This window comes from Rhodanobacter aciditrophus, from assembly GCF_050026795.1.
Lineage (GTDB): Bacteria > Pseudomonadota > Gammaproteobacteria > Xanthomonadales > Rhodanobacteraceae > Rhodanobacter_A.
The window spans coordinates 658,526-674,955 of record NZ_JALBWP010000010.1; the positions used below are offsets into that span (position 1 = coordinate 658,526).

The following is a 16,430-nucleotide window of genomic DNA, read 5'->3' on the forward strand; positions in this document are numbered from 1 at the left end:
GGCAGGGTGGCTCGGGGCGCCTACTGTGCCTCCAGCGCCAGGCGGAGCGGTTCCAGCTGCCGCGCGTAATTGCGCCACTGGCCAAGTCCTCTCGTGTGGATCGATTCGCGCACCTGTGCGCTGCTGGGCGTGGCGACCGGGGCGGTATTGCGCTCGGGCTTGAAGCAGACTTCTTCGACGGCCAGCCCGCAGTGGGCCAGGACGCGGCGCACCGTGGCTTCGGTGTCCTGCACCAGTCCATCGTACGGCACGTCGAGCATCGATCCCGGCAACGCGGTGTGCCAGTGCCGCGCCAGCCGAGCGTATTGCCCGTGGTAGTGGGCGAGCGCCTCGAGGTCGTAGCTGTACGGGGAAATGTTGCCGAACATCGCCTTGTAGTTGGAGAAGCACGTATCCATCGGATCGCGCACCAGGTGCAGGATGGGCGCATGCGGCAGCGCACGTCGGATGAAGGCGACCATCTGGATGTTCGCGGGTAGCTTGTCGAGGTAATAGGCCTTGCCCTGCGCCCGCCACTGGGTCTGCCTCAGGTAGCGTTCGCCAAGTTCGCGGTAATCGATGCGATCGCTGCGCCGGACGATTTGCAGCAAGCCGCTGGACCGGGCGGGCACGACGTCCGCGACCCAGTGGAGTTGGCGCCAGAAGTCGATGATTTCCCCTGCCGAAGCGACTTGCGAGTGGCAGGAGAGGATCCGGTCCAGCAGTGTCGTGCCCGAGCGGGGCATGCCCACGATGAAGATGGGCACGGGGCCCGACGGCCGGCCGGCGGACGGGGCGCGCGCCGGGAGAGTCGGCAAGCCGGTCAGGGCCGAGGTGACCGCTTCCTCGGCCTCGGCGTCGTAGGGGTTCAGCGCATGCATGGTCGCATTGCAGCGCGACAGCGCGTTCCATGCTTCTTCATGGCGCCCCAGGTCGTCGAGTGTCTTGAAGCGTGCGTATTCGAATTCCGCCCTCACGAATTCGCGGTCGGTGTCCGCAGGTTCGCGCGGAAGCTGCCGCAATTGTTCCTCGATCCAGTCCAGTCGGTGGGATTCGGGACGCTGCCTGCGCAGGTTGACCAGCACCGTGACGGCATCGCCGAACCGTGGCCACCGCATCAGGCAGCGCTCCAGCAGCTCCTGGGCCTGGTCGATCCGGCCGCTGAACTGCTGCAGCAGGGCGCACATGTGCAGTTCGCCGGGCGAATCAGCGCCGGCGCGCAGGGCCCGTTCCATCAGTTCGCGTGCCTTGGCGATATCGCCGATCGTGAAGCGGAGATGGGCCTGGGTAGCCAGCAGCTCGGCGGGCGGCTCGGGAGCCTGTTCCAGGAGGTCGAGGCACGCGCGCGCGGCGACGATCTCGCCGCTGGCGACGAGCCGTTGCGTCAGGGACACGATCAGCGGCGCGTTGCGCGGAAGCCGGCTTGCGGCCTGCAGGAGCGGTCGGCTGGAGGCGCGGATGCGGCCGCGCCGGAACAGCACCTCTGCCAGCTCGATCAGCGCCGCGGTGTCGTGGGGCGCCTGAGTCAGCCGCGACTCCAGGGCCTGCTGGGTAATGGCCAGCCGGGCGTCGTCGTCCGCTTGACCCTGGAAGTGAGGCTTGGCCGTGGTGGCCATGGGTGCTGTGGAGTTCATCGCCGGATGGTAGTTCCGCCCCCGGATCAGCTCAATCCGTCGTCCATGGCGGCGGGCCGGCTTGCCTTGCGGCGCGCGAAGGCGCGGTGGACATCGGGCGCCGGGCCTCCCCGGGATCATGCGGACCGGTGCGCAGATATTTTCCTGCAGGAACATGCGCTTACAAATTCTTGCGAAAATGTTCGCCTGCAAACATGAAATTTTTGTTGACCGGGCTGTTCCAGCGACATACTTTTACGACGGGACGGGTCGTCCATCGCAGGAATTGATGTAGTTCCGCAGCATCATGCTTGCGAAGCCAAGGGGGCTGCCGCGATCCGCCAGTTCGATGTACCTGAAATGCATCAAGCGTCCGTTTTGGACATCCATTTGGGGAGAAACACGATGAGTATTCGCAACCGAACCCATGCTGGCGCCATGCGTTGGCGTCCGACCGCCTTGGCGATCGCCATGGGCCTGAGCTTCAGCGGGGTGGCGATCGCGCAAAGCACCGTCGGCAGCATCTTCGGTCAGGCGCCGGCTGCGGCGGGCGAGACCGTGACGGTCAGCAACGCGTCCGGTTTCACGCGTGAGGTGCCGGTCGACAGCTCGGGCCGCTACCGCGTCGACCACCTGCCAGTGGGCACCTACACGGTCACCCTGAAGCAGAACGGTACGGTCGTCAGCACGCACGAGAACGCCTATGTCTCGAGCGGCGGTGCCGCAGGCGTCGATTTCGCCACGGCCGCCAGCAATGCCACCCAGCTGTCCTCGGTGACGGTCACGGCCAACGCGCTGCCCGCCATCGACGTCACCAACGTCAACTCCAGCACGGTCATCACCGCGGCCGACCTGAAGCGTCTGCCGGTGGCGCACAGCGCCGAGGCCATCGCCCTGCTGGCACCCAACACCACTTCGGGCAGCGGCTTCTTCACGGGCCCGGCCGGCCAGTCGCTGGTGTCGTTCGGCGGCTCCAGCGTGACCGAGAACGCCTACTACGTTAACGGCTACAACGTCGGCGAGCCCTACAAGAACCTGGGTGGCTTCCAGTTGCCCTACGGCGCCATCGAGCAGCAGGAAACCCTGACGGGCGGCTACGACGCCAAGTACGGTCGTTCCGACGGCGGCGTGATCAACCAGGTCGGCAAGCGCGGCAGCAACGAGTGGCACTTCGGTGGCCAGGTGTCCTGGCAGCCGCGCTCGCTCGAAGGCACGCCGACCAACTATCGTTACGGCAATACCCCGGTGCCGGCCTCCACCAGCCTGGTCGCCAATGCGGCCGATCCGAATGCACCCGGCTCGCTGCGCCAGTACCGCAAGAACAACACCCATTGGGAAACGATCTACTCCGCCTACGTGGGCGGTCCGCTGATCAAGGACAAGCTGTACCTGTTCCTGGCCGGCGAAACCACCAAGGACAAGGGCACGAACGTCCAGAACAACGACTTCGGCAAGGTGCAGGACTACACCGACAAGGACACCAAGTTCTACGGCAAGCTGGACTGGAACATCACCGACAGCAACATCCTGGAACTGACCGCACTGAGGGACAACAACAGCCGTGGTGCAGGCTCCACCTATGCCTTTGACTACGACACGCTGCAGCGCGGCGCGTTCGTCTCCCCGAGCGACGTCACCAAGGACAATGCCCAGATCTACGTCGGGCACTTCACCAGCTACATCACCGACGCGGCCACGCTGAGCATCGTGGCGGGCAAGGCGCACTTCCAGGATCCGGTCGTGTACGGCAACACCAGCCCGCTGCCGTTCATCTCCAGGGGCAGCCTCGGCGTGCAGCCGGATGGCTACCAGCCGCACAACGACCAGACCAACACCACCTGGACCTCGCCGGGCGCCAAGAACTCCACCCGTGGCCTGCGCGTGGACTTCGACTACAAGCTGGGTGACCACGACCTGCTGGCCGGTATGGACAACATGTACTACCGCGCCACCGACCAGGGTCCGAGCTTCACGAACCCGTTCAGCGGGCAGGACTATTACTGGCGCTACATCAACGCCACCACGGCACAGAAGCGCCAGATCGGCTGGGCCACCAGCATGACCATGTCGCAGAAGGCCTGGTACCTGCAGGACAACTGGCAGGTGTCCCAGAACGTCTACCTGAGCATCGGCCTGCGCAACGACCGCTTCACCAACTACAACGATCTCGGCAAGGCGTTCGTCGACGAAAAGAACCAGTGGGAACCGCGTATCGGCGCCAGCTGGGACGTGTTCGGCGACTCCTCGTTCAAGGTCTACGGCAACGCTGGCCGCTACTACCTGGCGCTGCCGAACAACGCGGCGGAGCGTGCGGCGAACCGTTCGACCTACCTGACATCGAACTGCACCTTCAGCGCGGTGAACGAAACCACCGGTGTCCCGCTGGATCCGCATGACTGCACGGCATGGCACTCGCCTGACGGCGAAAACGGTGCGGCCAAGGATCCGATGCAGGTCGCCGCGCGCAACCTGAAGCCGGAGTACGTGGACGAGTTCATCGTCGGCTTCGACAAGAAGCTGGGTGACAACTGGGTATACGGTGCCAAGGCCATGTGGCGCGACCTGAAGGCTGCGATCGACGACGAGTGCTCGCCGGGCCAGATTGCAACCAAGATGACCAAGATGGGCCTCGATCCGGGCCTCTACAGCAATTCGCTGTATGGCGCCTCGTATTGCCGCCTGTTCAACCCCGGCAAGACCAACAACATGCTGGTGATCTCCGACGACGGCAGCAGCAAGGTCATCGTGCCGATGACCCTGCAGGACTGGGGCTTCAGCCGCGGTGCCGTGCGCAAGTACGGCTCGCTGAATCTGTACCTGGAGCATCCGTTCGACGGCAAGTGGTATGGTCGCGTGGATTACACCTTCACCCGCGGCTTCGGCAACACGGAAGGCCAGGTGCGTTCCGATTTCGGCCAGGACGACGTTTCCAAGACGGAAGACTGGGACAGCTGGCAGCTGATGGACGGCCAGTACGGCGAGTTCTCCAACGTCCGCAAGCACCAGATCCGCTTCCGCGGCGACTACCAGATCGCGCCGGAATGGCTGCTGTCGGCCACCCTGCTGGTGCAGTCCGGCATGCCGAAGGAGTGCCTGGGCTACTACGGTCCGTACACCCAGGGTCCCGACGGGTATGAGCCAGGCGGCGCCAACGACCCGACCGGCTACAACAACTCCGGCACCGGCAACTACCACTGGTGCAATGGCAAGCGCGTGACGCCGGGTTCGATCGGCCACACGCCGTGGACGGAGTTGCTGAACCTGGGCGTGCATTACCGTCCGGCGTTTGCGGACAACAAGCTGGGCTTCAACCTGGATGTCTTCAACGCGTTGAACCAGCAGCACGTCCAGCAGGTCGACCCGTCGTATCAGTCGGGGTTCGACAAGAACGCCGGCCCAGCCGGTACGCTGTACACCAACAACTACTACGGGCAGCCGCTGTACACCACGCCGCCGCGCACCGTGCGCCTGTCGGTGACCTACGACTACTGATAGGCCGCGTCATTGATGCAACCCAGCCACCGGTCGCAAGACCGGTGGCTTTTTTTCGGGTGCGTGCGGATGAGGTTCGAGGTTGTCGCGCGACTCGATCATCGGCGACCCTTGCAGGTTTTCCATGCAGAGCCGTGCACGGCCGCCGCAGGTCCGGCAAGCCGATCAGATTCCAGGCGCAGCAGGCCGCAGGGAGGCTCTGGACATCGCCGGGGGGCGGCTTCGCGCGAATCGGGAAAACGGCTGGTCATGCCGCTCCTGCGGCAACCGCCGAACCTCGTCCCGGGGCTCAGTTCGACGTGCGGATACGCAGGTCGCCGCTGAAGGTTTCGACGTTGATCGAGCCCTTGCCGGTACCCAGCGTCGCATCGAGCTTGCTGCCGGGGCCGTGCTCGGACTTCTGCGCGGTGCCGAAGTCGCTGCGCAGGTCGCCGCTGAAGCTGCTCGCGTGCACGGCGGCGGAAGTGCCGGGGGGGAGCTGCAGCTGCACGTTGCCGCTCATGCTGTCGACGCTCAGCTTGCCGCCCGGCGCGAGGCCGCCGGCGAGCTGCACGTCGCCCGACACCGTGCTCAGCGTGAACTGGCGCCACGGGCCGCCGCTGGCCTGGATATGGCCGGAGATGGTCTGCAGCTTGGCGCGGTCGCCCAGCACCGGAGCGAGGATGTCGCCGCTCACGGTCTGCAGGTTGGCCTGCGCGGCATGCCCGGCCAGCTCGATGTTGCCGCTGACGCTGTCGACGCTGAGCGAGGGCGTGCGCGCGTTGATGCGTGCGCGGCCGCTCACCGTGTTGACGGTGATGTCGCCGCCGTCCAGGCCGTCGATCACCAGCGGCGCGCTGACCACGTGCACGTCCAGCGTGGCGCCGCGCGGCACGTGCAGATCCAGCATGGTCGGCCCCATGCGGGTGTCGCTGCCCCAGTCGAACCAGCCGCCGCCGCCCCGGGCCTGCACCTTGATCGAGAGGTCGCCGTCGCTGCCGGTGATCGCCAGCGGCTTCGCGCCGTCGCCGAGCTGTCCGCCCACCTGCACCGCCGGGCGATCCCAGGCGGTGACGCGCACCTCGCCCGCGACATTGCTGATGCTGATGTGCGCAGTCGGCGTGGCGGCGTGCTGCAGGTCGATCGGCGTGTCGGCCAGGGCCCGGCCGACGCACAGGCACAGCAACAGTGGGGCATAGCGTGGGATCTTCATGGTCGTTCCTGGCGTCGGTCAGCCGGCCTCGTGGTCGAGATGGCGCAGTTGGGTCTGTTGCTGCACGGTGTGCGCCAGCAGTCGCTGCAGCGAGGACGAATGGGGCGACTGCAGCATCGCCTGCTGCAGTTCGAGCTGTGCCGCATCGAGTTCGATCGCCGCGCCACTGAGGCGCGGGTCGGACGGATTCCAGGGAGCAGCGTTCGCCGATGCCGGCGCAACGGCGGTGCTGCGGTGCAGGCGCAGGCCGACGCCGCCGGCCAGCAGGAATGCGCCGGCCAGCGCGGCAGCGGCCAGCCACGGCTGCCGTGTTGCCCGGCGCGCGGACTGCGCCGCCGTCGCGCTGTCGTCGCGCTCCACCAGCGCCGCGTCGATCGCGCTCCACAGGTCACGCCCCGGCGCGATCGGCCGGCGCAGGTCGCGCATCTGCCGGCGCCATTCGAATTCGTTCATGAGCTTTCTCCCAAGGCCCGGCGCAGCAGTCGCCGCGCGCGGTGCAATTGCGCTTTGGAGGTGCCGACGGCCATGTCGAGTTCGTCGCCGATTTCCTCGTGCCGCCAGCCTTCGACGTCGTGCAGCACCAGCACCGCACGCGCCCGCGGCGGCAGCTTGCCGATCGCGCGCTCGAGTTCCTCGCGTTCGGCGGCGCAGAACGGCGTCTCGCCGGGCTCCGGCAGCTGTTCCTCGTCGACGAAGCCGACCGGGTCGGCGCGACGGGCACGGATCTCCATCAGTGCCAGGTTGATCGCCAGCCGGTACAGCCAGGTGCCGAACGCGCTTTCGTGGCGGAAGCCCGGCAGCTTCTGCCAGGCGCGCACGAAGGCTTCCTGGGTGAGGTCCTCGGCGCGCGCATGATCGTAGCCGGCCAGCCTGCATACCGCACCATGGATGCGCTCGACATGCCGGCGGTACAGCCGCTGGAACGCCTGGCGATCGCCGATCGCCGCGGCGCGGGCGTCGTCGGCGTCGTTGTCGGCGGCAGCGGGAGCTGGCGGCATCGTGCGGTCGGTGGCTGGACAGGCGGCGATCATCTTGCCAGCTTCGATGCCGCGCGGAGCGCTAGGGTTTGCATCGTCGCGGGGTGTCGATCCGCGACGATGCGATGCGCTCAGGCCGTTGCCATCTTGCGCGGCGCTGCCTCGAGTGCGTCGGCCACGCGCTGCTGTTCCGCGCGCAGGGCCGCGGGCAGGCGCGGGGAGAAGCCGCCGAGGTAGTCGCCGATGGCGGCAAGCTCGGCCCGCCACGCGGCGTGGTCGACGGCCAGCAGCTCGTCAAGCGTGGCGGGGTCGACGGCGAGGCCGTCGAGCCGCAGTTCGCCGGCGGCGGGCAGGGTGCCGACCGGCGTCACTGCGCCACGAACCTTGCGTTCCACGCGGGCAATCATCCATTCCAGCACGCGCAGGTTCTCGCCGTAGCCCGGCCACAGGAACTTGCCGTCCTTGCCCTTGCGGAACCAGTTGACGTGGAAGATCTTCGGCAGCTTTGCGCCGGGCCGGTCGAACGACAGCCAGTGCGCGAAGTAGTCGCCGTAGTGATAACCGGCGAACGGCTTCATCGCCATCGGGTCGCGGCGCAGCACGCCGACCGCGCCGGCGGCGGCGGCGGTGGTTTCCGAGCCCATCGCGGCACCCATCAGCACGCCGTGTGCCCAGTCGCGCGCCTCCATCACCAGTGGCAGCAGCGAAGGGCGGCGGCCGCCGAAGACGATCGCGCTGATCGGCACGCCTTGCGCGTCTTCCGACATCGGGGACCAGGTCGGGCATTGTTTCGCACTCACCGTGAAGCGCGAGTTCGGGTGTGCGGCGGGGCCGTTGGCCGGGTTGTACGGACGGCCCTGCCAGTCGGTGACCGGCGTGCCGGACAGGCCTTCCCACCACGGCTGGTTGTCGGCGGTGACCGCGACGTTGGTAAAGATGGTGTCGCGCGCGATGGTCTTCAGCGCGTTCGGGTTGCTGCTGTCGCTGGTGCCCGGCGCCACGCCGAAGAAGCCCGCCTCGGGATTGATCGCGTACAGGCGGCCGTCCGCGCCGGGACGCATCCAGCAGATGTCGTCGCCTACCGTCCACACCCTCCAGCCGTCCTGGCGGTAGCCCTCCGGCGGGATCAGCATGGCGAGGTTGGTCTTGCCACAGGCCGAGGGGAAGGCGGCGGCGATGTAGTGCGTCTCGCCCGCGGGGTTTTCGATGCCCACGATCAGCATGTGCTCGGCCAGCCAGCCCTCGTCGCGGGCCTGGTTGGAGGCGATGCGCAGCGCGTGGCACTTCTTGCCGAGCAGCGCGTTGCCGCCGTAGCCGGAGCCGTAGGACTTGATCGTGCGCTCGGCCGGGAAGTGCATGATGAAGCGGCGTTCGGGATCGAGCTCGCCGGTGGAGTGCAGGCCTTTCACGAACTTGCCTTCGCGCTCGATGCGCTCCTGCGCGGCCCGGCCCATGCGGGTCATGATGCGCATGTTGGCGACCACGTACGGGCTGTCGGTGATCTCCACGCCGCAGCGCGACAGCGGCGAATCGATCGGGCCCATGCAGTACGGGATCACGTACATGGTGCGGCCTTCCATGCAGCCGTCGAACAGCGCGTCCATCTTCGCGTGCGCCTCGGCGGGATCCATCCAGTGGTTGTTCGGACCGGTGTCCTCGCGATCCGGATGGCAGACCAGGGTGAGGTGTTCCACGCGCGCCACATCGGAGGGATGCGAACGGTGCAGGTAGCAGCCGGGATGGGTCCGCTGGTTCAGCTCGATCAGGGTGCCGTCGGCCAGCATCTGCTGCACCAGGGCGCGGTATTCGGCTTCCGAGCCGTCGCACCAGTGGATCTTCGCAGGGCGGGTCAGCGCCGCCACCTCGCTGACCCAGCGTTCGAGCGCTTCCAACGTGCTTGCCATCGTGTCCTCACTGGTCTTGAGAAAAAAAAGTGAAGGAACCGTAGTTTGCGGATACTGGCATTGCAAGGACGCATGCAGCAAAAATCGCCGGGAGCGACGCATGACATCGCGCCGACGATGGCGATGGCGATGGCGATGGAAGGCTGTCGAGGGAGGGCGGCTGCGGAAACGGCGCCGCGGCACCGTTCCGCAGGCTCTTGCGGAAGCGGGTCAGGCCGGGATCAGGGTGGCGATCATGTGTTCCACGTAGGCGTCGAATTCCTCGTGGTTGATGCGCGGCAGGCCCAGGGTGAAGTTCAGTTGCAGGAAGCCGACGTAGGCGGCGTAGGTGAGCCGCGCGCGGTTCAGCGCCTCGCGTGGCGGCAGGCCGGCCTCGCGGTAGGCGGTATTGAGGAACTCGGTGCGCCGCTGCGACACGCGGGCCATCACCGGCACCACCAGCGGATGATCCAGTGCCTTCAGCAGCGCAGCGTAGACGCGGTGCGGCTGCAACTCGTGCGCCACGCGGCGGAACAGTTCGGGCAGGCGCTGGCGCGGATCGGCGATCTGCTCGATCTGGCCCAGCACCTCGCGTTCGCCGTACTGCTCCCAGCGCTCCAGCGCGGCCTGCAGCAGCGCCTCGCGGGTGCGGAAGTGCCAGTAGAAGCTGCCCTTGGTGACGCCCAGCTGGCGGGCCAGCGCCTCGACGGCCAGCGCGCCCACGCCCTGGTCGGCGATCAGCTGCAGCGCGGCAACTTCCCAATCTTCCGCGGTGAGGCGGGTGCGTTCCGGTTTGGGGCTGGAATCCATGACCGTATGGTAGCGGTTGCGTCCGGCTTTGTAATCCACGGCGGTGCCGGCCTGGCCGGGTTGACGACGCTGGATCGGGCAATCCATACTCACCCGTATGGATGACCTTGCGCCATCGATGCCCGCCAGCCGAACCGAGTCCGTCATGACCGGCGACGGCCTGCGCCTGGCCGTGGAGACGCGCGGCGTTTCCGGTACGTCGACCCTGCTGTTCGCCCACGGGTTCGGCCAGACCCGCGGCGCCTGGGGAGGCACGGTGGCCGCGCTGGCGGCGCAGGGTTGCCGTTGCGTCAGTTACGACGCGCGCGGCCACGGCGAGAGCGGGCGCCTGCCGGGCGGCGACTACCACATGCAGCAATTTGCCGACGATCTGCTCGACCTGGCCCGCAGCCTACCCAAGCCGCCAGTCCTGGTAGGCGCCTCGATGGGCGGTCTGCTCGGTCTGGCGGCAGCGGGCGAGACGCGGCCGCCGCCGTTCCGCGCGCTGGTGCTGGTGGACATCACGCCGCGCTGGGAGACCCGTGGCGTGGAGCGCATCCTTGCCTTCATGCAGGCGCATCCGGACGGCTTCGGCGGTTACGCCGAGGCCGCCGAGCAGATCGCCGCCTACCTGCCGCATCGTTCCGGCCGCAAGAGCGAGGAACAGCTGCGACCGCTGCTGCGCGAAGGCGCCGACGGCCGCCTGCGCTGGCACTGGGATCCGGCGCTGCTGGCCGGCGACCTGGTCGCCGAGAGCGAGCGCTATCAGCCGCGCCTGTTCGCCGCCGCCGTGCAGGTGGACGTGCCGGTGCTGCTGCTCTCGGGCGAACACAGCGACGTGGTCTCGCACGCCACCGTCGCCGAATTCCTGCAACTGGTGCCGCACGCACGGCACGTGGCCGTGGCCGGGGCCACGCACATGGTCGCCGGCGACGCCAACGACGCGTTCACCCGCGAGATCGCAAGTTTCATCCAGTCACTGGACGGTGCGCCCGCTTCGGGCGCGCGCACCGCCCGATCGCAACAGGCATGACCGCAACGAGGATGTCGAGATGGCCGTGATACTGACCCTGCTGGCGGCGCTCATCGCGAGCGGCGCCTGCGCCTACCACCGCAGCAGCCTGCGCAGCTTCGCGATCGCCGCGCCCGCGGCCACGCTGGTCGTGGGCCTGCTCGCCGGCGCGTACTGGACGACGATCATCCTGCTGATCGTCGAACTGGGTATCGCGGTGCCGCTGCTGATGGACGGCTTCCGTCGCAGGCAGATCACCGCGCCGCTGCTGAAGATGTTCGCCAGGGTTACGCCAAAGCTGTCGGAAACCGAGCAGACCGCGCTGGAGGCCGGCACGGTGGGCTTCGAGGGCGAACTGTTCTCCGGCAAGCCGGACTGGCACGAGCTGCTGAAGCAACCCAGGCCCGAGCTGAGCGTGGAGGAGCAGGCCTTCCTCGACGGCCCGGTGGAGGAGCTCTGCGCGATGATCGACGACTGGCAGATCACCCACGAGCTGGCCGACCTGCCGCCGGAGATCTGGGACTTCATCAAGAGGAACCGCTTCTTCGGCATGATCATCCCGAAGCAGTACGGCGGCCTGCAGTTCTCCGCGCTGGCGCATTCGGCGGTGCTGCAGAAACTGTCGACGATGTCGGCCACGGTGGCGTCCACGGTGGCGGTGCCGAACTCGCTTGGCCCGGCAGAGCTGCTGCTGCACTACGGCTCGGACGAGCAGAAGAATCATTACCTGCCGCGCCTGGCGGTGGGCGAGGAGATTCCCTGCTTCGCGCTCACCGGCCCCTATGCCGGCTCCGACGCCACCTCGATTCCCGATTACGGCATCGTCTGCAAGCAGATGGTGGATGGCGTCGAGACGCTGGGCGTGAAGCTCACCTTCGACAAGCGCTACATCACGCTGGCGCCGATCGCCACCGTGGTCGGCCTGGCCTTTCGCATGTACGACCCCGAGCACCTGCTGGGCGACAAGGACGATCTCGGCATCACGCTGGCGCTGCTGCCGCGCTCCACGCCGGGGCTCGAGATCGGTCGCCGCCATCTGCCGCTGAACATCCCGTTCCAGAACGGACCGATCCGCGGCAAGGACGTGTTCGCACCGCTCAGCACGCTGATCGGCGGTCCGCACATGGCCGGCCACGGCTGGCGCATGCTGGTGGAATGCCTGTCGGTGGGCCGCGCGATCTCGCTGCCCTCCAACGCCACCGGCGCGATGCGCGGTTCGGCCGCGGCCACTGGCGCATACGCGCGCATGCGCAAGCAGTTCGGCCTGGCCATCGCCCGCTTCGAAGGCGTGGAAGAGGCACTGGGCCGCATCGGCGGCCTCACTTACGCCACCACCGCACTGGCGCGTGCCACCGCAGCGGCGGTGGATCGCGGCGAGAAGCCGGCGGTGCCCTCGGCGATCGCCAAGTACCACGCCACCGAATGGGCACGCGTGGTGGCCGGCGACACCATGGATGTACACGGCGGCAAGGCGGTGCAGCTGGGCCCGAAGAACTATGCCGGGCGCGGCTGGTCCAGCGTGCCGATCGCGATCACGGTGGAAGGCGCGAACATCATGACGCGCAGCCTGATGATCTTCGGCCAGGGCGCGATCCGCTGCCACCCCTACGTGCTGAAGGAAATGCAGGCGCTGTCCATCGCCGACTACGGCGAGCGCCTGCGCAGCTTCGACGACGCGCTGTTCGGCCACCTCGGCTTCGGCCTCTCCAACGCGGTGCGCAGCTTCGCGATGGGCCTGTCCGGCGGCCGCATGGGCGAGGCCGCGGGCGATGCCTACACGCGCCGCTACTACCGCAAGCTCAACCGCTACTCCGCCGCGCTGGCGCTGTGCGCGGACACCTTCATGGGCGTGCTGGGCGGCAAGCTGAAGTTCAAGGAGAAGCTCTCCGCCCGCCTCGGCGACGTGCTGAGCTACCTCTACATCGCCAGCAGCATGCTCAAGCGCTACGAGGACACCGGCCGGCCGGAGGCCGACCGCCCGTTCCTGGCCTGGGGCTTCCACGAGTGCATGTGGCTGACCCAGAACGCGCTGGACGGCGCGATCCGCAACTTCCCGGTGCGCCCGGTGGCCTGGCTGCTGCGCGCGCTGGTGTTTCCGCTGGGCCGCCGCGAGGTGCCGCCGTCCGATCGCCTGGGCCGTCGCGTGGCTGCGCTGCTCACCGCGCCGAACGAGGCGCGCGCACGCCTCACCGAATGGGTTTACCTCACCCCCACGGCCAACAACACGGTGGGCCGCATGAACGCGCTGCTGCCCGACGTGATCGCCGCCGAGCCGGTGGAGCGGAAGTTCCTGAAGGGGCTGAAGGCCGGCCAGTTCAAGGCGCACGACTACGATGGCCAGCTGGCCGAGGCGCTCGCGGCCGGCGTGATCAGCCAGGCCGAGCACGACCTGCTCAGGCGCGTGCACGAAGCGGCGTTCGAGTTCATCTCGGTGGACGATTTCGATCCGGCCGAGCTGCGTGCGGCGGTGACGCGCGCGGACGAGCGCCGCAAGCAGCTTGCGGACGCGGCGTAAGCCGCGCCCACGGCCACGGGCCATGAGTGAACGGGGTGCCTGTCGCCTCGTTCGCCTGTCGGGGAGCGCAACATGAGCAACGCGCTGAAACTGTGGCATCGCCTTTCCGGGTCGACCGCCGGGCGCTGGCTCTACGGCCGGCTGATCTGCCTCAGGGCACCGTATTTCGCCACCATCGCGCCACGCTTCGTGGCGCTGGAACCAGGGCGCTGCGAGATCGCGATCCGCGACCGCCGCCGCGTGCACAACCACATCGGCACGGTGCACGCGATCGCGCTGTGCAACCTCGCGGAACTCTGCGCGGGCATGATGACCGACGCCACGATTCCCGCCGGCATGCGCTGGATCCCGAAGGGCATGGCGGTCGAATACCTCGCCAAGGCGAAGGGCCGCATGCATGCGCGGGCCACGCCGGAGCGCGCCGCGACCGGGTCCGCGGACGGCTATGCTTGGCCGGTGACGGTCGATGTGCGCGACGACAACGGCACCGAGGTGTTCCGCGCGCGCATCGAGATGTGGCTGTCGCCGCTGCGCAAGTCGTGAGCGCTCACGCCGCGGCCGCCATCTCCAGCATGCAGCGGTTCTTGCCGGCCCGCTTGGCCTGGTAGAGGGCGCGGTCAGCGGCCTGGATCAGCGCCTCGTCCGATGCGGTGTCCGGTCGCCACACTGCGATGCCGATGCTGGCGCTGACCTGGGCCACCACCTCGCCGGACGGGCCGGACAACGGGTAGGGTAGTGCCAGCGTGTCGCACAGCTGCTGGCAGCGTTCGAGCAGCAGCGGCAGCTCCGTGGCGTCCTCCAGGAGCAGTGCGAATTCATCGCCGCCCAGCCGCGCCACCGTGTCGCCGGCGCGCACGCGCCCGCGCAGCCGGTCGGCGATGGCCTTGAGCAGGGTGTCGCCGACGGGGTGGCCGTGGGTGTCGTTGACCGCCTTGAAGCCGTCGATGTCGAGCATGGCCAGCGCAAAGCCATGGCCATGTGCCGCGGGTTGGGCGATGGCGTCGCGCAGACGCTCGTGGAACAGCGCGCGGTTCGGCAGGCCGGTCAGCATGTCGTGGGTGGCCTGGTGGCGCACCTGGGCCTCGACGCGCTGGCGCACCGCGATCTCCTCCTGCAGCTGGCGGTTGCGCTCGGAGAGGTCGCCCAGCGCCTGCTGCAACTGCATGCGCGCGTTGTAGAGGTCGAGGAACACGCGCACCTTCGAGCGCAGGATGACGTCGTTGACCGGCTTGGCGATGTAGTCCACCGCACCGGAGCGGTAGCCCTTCAGGCGGTTCAGGTCGTCGGCATAGGCGGCGGTGACGAAGATGATCGGCGTGTCGCGCAGATGCTCGCTCTCGCCGAGCAGGGTGGCCACCTCGAAGCCGTCCATGTCGGGCATGTTCACGTCGAGCAGGATCAGCGCGAACGCGTGTTCCAGGCACAGCGCCAGCGCGTCGTTGCCGCTGGTCGCCTCGACCAGTTCGGCGCCGCAGTCGCCGAGCAGGCGGCGCATCGCGACGAGGTTCGCGCGGGTGTCGTCGACGATCAGGAGCTTCGGACGCGTGTCGTTCATGGCAGGCACAGCTGGTTGAGCAGGGGGGCGATCGCATCCAGCGGTACGCAGTGGTCGGCGCCGGCGCGGTCGATCGCCGCCTGCGGCATCGCAGGCGCCAGCGCGCTGTCCGGCGACTGCACGATGGCGCAGCCGCCCAGCCGGCGCAACTCGCGCAGGCCCTCGGCGCCGTCGGCGTTCGCGCCGCTGAGCACCACGCCGACCAGGGCCTGGCGCCATGCTGCGGCTGCGGACGCGAACAGCACGTCAATCGAGGGGCGCGACATGTTGACGCGCGGGTCTACCGACAGCGTGAAGCGCAGGTCGCGCTCCACCAGCAGGTGGTAACCGGCGGGAGCCACCTGCACCACGCCGCCGCGTGCCGGTTCGCGCTCGGCCGCCTCGATCACCGGCAGTCGCGAGGCGCGCGCCAGCAGCTCGCACAGCAGCTCCGCCGTCTCGGAGCCGGTGTGGCAGCACGCCAGTACCACCTGCGGCAGGCGTGGATCGAGGCCGCCCAGCACCACCTTCAACGCCTCGGGGCCGCCGGCCGAACAGCCCAGCACGATCGCGGCCGGGCGTTTCATGGCCGCAGCACCGTCGCCGCCGCACCGATGCGCCGGTAGATCCGCAGGTTGGCGTCGACGGGCGCGAAGTCGGCCGCCGCCTCGCCGGCATCCGGGCGCTCGCGCAGTCCCAGGCAGAGGAAGCCGCCGCGCACCAGCGAGTCGCGGAACAGCGCGAGGCAGTGCTGTTGCAGCGGGTTGGCGAAATAGATCAGCACGTTGCGGCACAGCACCAGCTGTGCCTCGCAGAACACTCCGTCGGCCGCCAGGTTGTGCTGGGCGAAGGTGACGTTGCGGCGCAGTCGCCGGTCGAGCTTGAGCAGGCCGTAGCGCGCGCTGCAGTAGCCGGCCAGCGAGTGGCTGCCGCCGGCCGCCAGGTAGTTGCGCGACCATTGCTGCGCCGAACGCAGGGGGTAGATGCCTTCGCGCGCCTGCTCCAGCGCGCGCGTGCTGAGGTCGGTGGCGAAGATCTGGCTGCGCTCGTACAACCCGGCCTCCTCCAGCAGGATCGCCAGCGAGTACACCTCCTCGCCGTGTGCGCAGCCCGCCTGCCAGATGGTGATTTGCGGGTACGAGGCGAGCAGCGGCAGCACCTGTTCGCGCAGCGCGCGGAATACGGACGGGTCGCGGAACATGTCCGAGGCCGGCACCGACAGCCCTTCCAGCAGTTGCGGCAGCAGCTCCGGCTCGTGCAGCAGGCGATGGGTGAGCGCGCTGATCGCGCCGCCGCCGAGGTCCGCCGCCAGCTGGCGCACGCGGCGCAGCAGCGAGGCCGGCGCGTAGCGGCCGAAGTCGTAGCCGTGGCGTCGCCGCATCGCCTCGACGAACAGGTCCAGTTCGATGCCTTCCAGTTCGATGTCGTCGGGCGCCCGCTCCAT

General features: G+C 68.3%; 13 protein-coding genes. 4 read left to right on the plus strand and 9 right to left on the minus strand.

The features are described from left to right. Positions 1-20: 20 nt before the first annotated feature. On the minus strand, positions 21-1,769 hold the full coding sequence (locus tag ACQGNW_RS07730; protein WP_426662556.1) for a tetratricopeptide repeat-containing sulfotransferase family protein: 1,749 nt from the start codon (positions 1,767-1,769) through the stop codon (positions 21-23). Between the two features lie 261 nt (positions 1,770-2,030). Here ACQGNW_RS07730 and ACQGNW_RS07735 point away from each other — a divergent pair, with 261 nt between their 5' ends. Beyond that, positions 2,031-5,084: a TonB-dependent receptor gene (locus ACQGNW_RS07735; protein WP_426662557.1), complete on the plus strand. Its 3,054-nt coding sequence runs from the start codon at positions 2,031-2,033 to the stop codon at positions 5,082-5,084. A gap of 289 nt (positions 5,085-5,373) precedes the next feature. Here ACQGNW_RS07735 and ACQGNW_RS07740 read toward each other — a convergent pair whose 3' ends face one another. From ACQGNW_RS07740 to ACQGNW_RS07760, 5 genes are all read right to left on the minus strand, one after another. Beyond that, positions 5,374-6,276, minus strand: a complete 903-nt coding sequence (locus ACQGNW_RS07740) for a DUF4097 family beta strand repeat-containing protein (RefSeq protein ID WP_426662558.1) — start codon at positions 6,274-6,276, stop codon at positions 5,374-5,376. Positions 6,277-6,294: 18 nt separating this feature from the next. Then, the gene (locus tag ACQGNW_RS07745) at positions 6,295-6,729 is read right to left on the minus strand and encodes a hypothetical protein (protein ID WP_426662559.1); all 435 of its coding nucleotides are present in this window, start codon (positions 6,727-6,729) and stop codon (positions 6,295-6,297) included. After that, a complete protein-coding gene (locus ACQGNW_RS07750; protein ID WP_426662741.1) occupies positions 6,726-7,274 on the minus strand; it encodes an RNA polymerase sigma factor in 549 nt (182 codons plus the stop codon). Before ACQGNW_RS07750 ends, ACQGNW_RS07745 begins: the two co-directional genes overlap by 4 nt. Before the next feature lie 110 nt (positions 7,275-7,384). Further along, on the minus strand, positions 7,385-9,157 hold the full coding sequence (locus ACQGNW_RS07755) for a phosphoenolpyruvate carboxykinase (GTP) (RefSeq protein ID WP_426662560.1): 1,773 nt from the start codon (positions 9,155-9,157) through the stop codon (positions 7,385-7,387). 210 nt (positions 9,158-9,367) lie between these two features. Beyond that, positions 9,368-9,946, minus strand: a complete 579-nt coding sequence (locus tag ACQGNW_RS07760) for a TetR/AcrR family transcriptional regulator (protein ID WP_426662561.1) — start codon at positions 9,944-9,946, stop codon at positions 9,368-9,370. Positions 9,947-10,091: 145 nt separating this feature from the next. Between ACQGNW_RS07760 and ACQGNW_RS07765 the strand changes: the two genes are divergently transcribed. The 3 genes from ACQGNW_RS07765 to ACQGNW_RS07775 all read left to right on the plus strand — a co-directional run bounded on the left by ACQGNW_RS07765 (position 10,092) and on the right by ACQGNW_RS07775 (position 13,995). After that, positions 10,092-10,958, plus strand: a complete 867-nt coding sequence (locus ACQGNW_RS07765) for an alpha/beta fold hydrolase (protein ID WP_426662562.1) — start codon at positions 10,092-10,094, stop codon at positions 10,956-10,958. Between the two features lie 19 nt (positions 10,959-10,977). Further along, positions 10,978-13,452, plus strand: a complete 2,475-nt coding sequence (locus ACQGNW_RS07770; RefSeq protein WP_426662563.1) for an acyl-CoA dehydrogenase — start codon at positions 10,978-10,980, stop codon at positions 13,450-13,452. A 72-nt stretch (positions 13,453-13,524) separates the two neighbouring features. After that, entirely contained in the window at positions 13,525-13,995 is a 471-nt protein-coding gene (locus tag ACQGNW_RS07775) for a hotdog fold domain-containing protein (RefSeq protein ID WP_426662564.1), read from the plus strand. A 4-nt stretch (positions 13,996-13,999) separates the two neighbouring features. Here the strand turns inward: ACQGNW_RS07775 and ACQGNW_RS07780 are convergent, their stop codons facing one another. Genes ACQGNW_RS07780 through ACQGNW_RS07790 form a run of 3 tightly spaced genes read right to left on the minus strand, consistent with a single transcriptional unit; the run spans position 14,000 to position 16,430 of the window. After that, positions 14,000-15,007 (minus strand): diguanylate cyclase domain-containing protein, encoded by a 1,008-nt coding sequence (locus ACQGNW_RS07780; RefSeq protein ID WP_426662565.1) that lies wholly within the window; start codon positions 15,005-15,007, stop codon positions 14,000-14,002. Further along, positions 15,004-15,573 carry a chemotaxis protein CheB gene (locus ACQGNW_RS07785; protein WP_426662566.1) on the minus strand — a complete coding sequence of 190 codons (570 nt, stop codon included), beginning with the start codon at positions 15,571-15,573 and terminating at the stop codon, positions 15,004-15,006. The genes ACQGNW_RS07780 and ACQGNW_RS07785 overlap by 4 nt, the downstream gene beginning before the upstream one ends. Then, complete coding sequence (locus ACQGNW_RS07790; RefSeq protein ID WP_426662567.1) at positions 15,570-16,430, minus strand: CheR family methyltransferase; 861 nt, start codon at positions 16,428-16,430, stop codon at positions 15,570-15,572. Before ACQGNW_RS07790 ends, ACQGNW_RS07785 begins: the two co-directional genes overlap by 4 nt.

Excerpts from the sequence above, each read along its gene's own strand:
- ACQGNW_RS07755 (WP_426662560.1), bottom strand. The coding sequence starts at position 9,157 with ATGGCAAGCACGTTGGAAGCGCTCGAACGCTGGGTCAGCGAGGTGGCG.
- ACQGNW_RS07740 (WP_426662558.1), bottom strand. The coding sequence starts at position 6,276 with ATGAAGATCCCACGCTATGCCCCACTGTTGCTGTGCCTGTGCGTCGGC.
- ACQGNW_RS07765 (WP_426662562.1), top strand. The coding sequence starts at position 10,092 with ATGACCGGCGACGGCCTGCGCCTGGCCGTGGAGACGCGCGGCGTTTCC.
- ACQGNW_RS07775 (WP_426662564.1), top strand. The coding sequence starts at position 13,525 with ATGAGCAACGCGCTGAAACTGTGGCATCGCCTTTCCGGGTCGACCGCC.
- ACQGNW_RS07790 (WP_426662567.1), bottom strand. The coding sequence starts at position 16,430 with ATGGAGCGGGCGCCCGACGACATCGAACTGGAAGGCATCGAACTGGAC.
- ACQGNW_RS07780 (WP_426662565.1), bottom strand. The coding sequence starts at position 15,007 with ATGAACGACACGCGTCCGAAGCTCCTGATCGTCGACGACACCCGCGCG.
- ACQGNW_RS07785 (WP_426662566.1), bottom strand. The coding sequence starts at position 15,573 with ATGAAACGCCCGGCCGCGATCGTGCTGGGCTGTTCGGCCGGCGGCCCC.
- ACQGNW_RS07735 (WP_426662557.1), top strand. The coding sequence starts at position 2,031 with ATGCGTTGGCGTCCGACCGCCTTGGCGATCGCCATGGGCCTGAGCTTC.
- ACQGNW_RS07730 (WP_426662556.1), bottom strand. The coding sequence starts at position 1,769 with ATGTTCCTGCAGGAAAATATCTGCGCACCGGTCCGCATGATCCCGGGG.
- ACQGNW_RS07760 (WP_426662561.1), bottom strand. The coding sequence starts at position 9,946 with ATGGATTCCAGCCCCAAACCGGAACGCACCCGCCTCACCGCGGAAGAT.
- ACQGNW_RS07745 (WP_426662559.1), bottom strand. The coding sequence starts at position 6,729 with ATGAACGAATTCGAATGGCGCCGGCAGATGCGCGACCTGCGCCGGCCG.
- ACQGNW_RS07750 (WP_426662741.1), bottom strand. The coding sequence starts at position 7,274 with ATGCCGCCAGCTCCCGCTGCCGCCGACAACGACGCCGACGACGCCCGC.
- ACQGNW_RS07770 (WP_426662563.1), top strand. The coding sequence starts at position 10,978 with ATGGCCGTGATACTGACCCTGCTGGCGGCGCTCATCGCGAGCGGCGCC.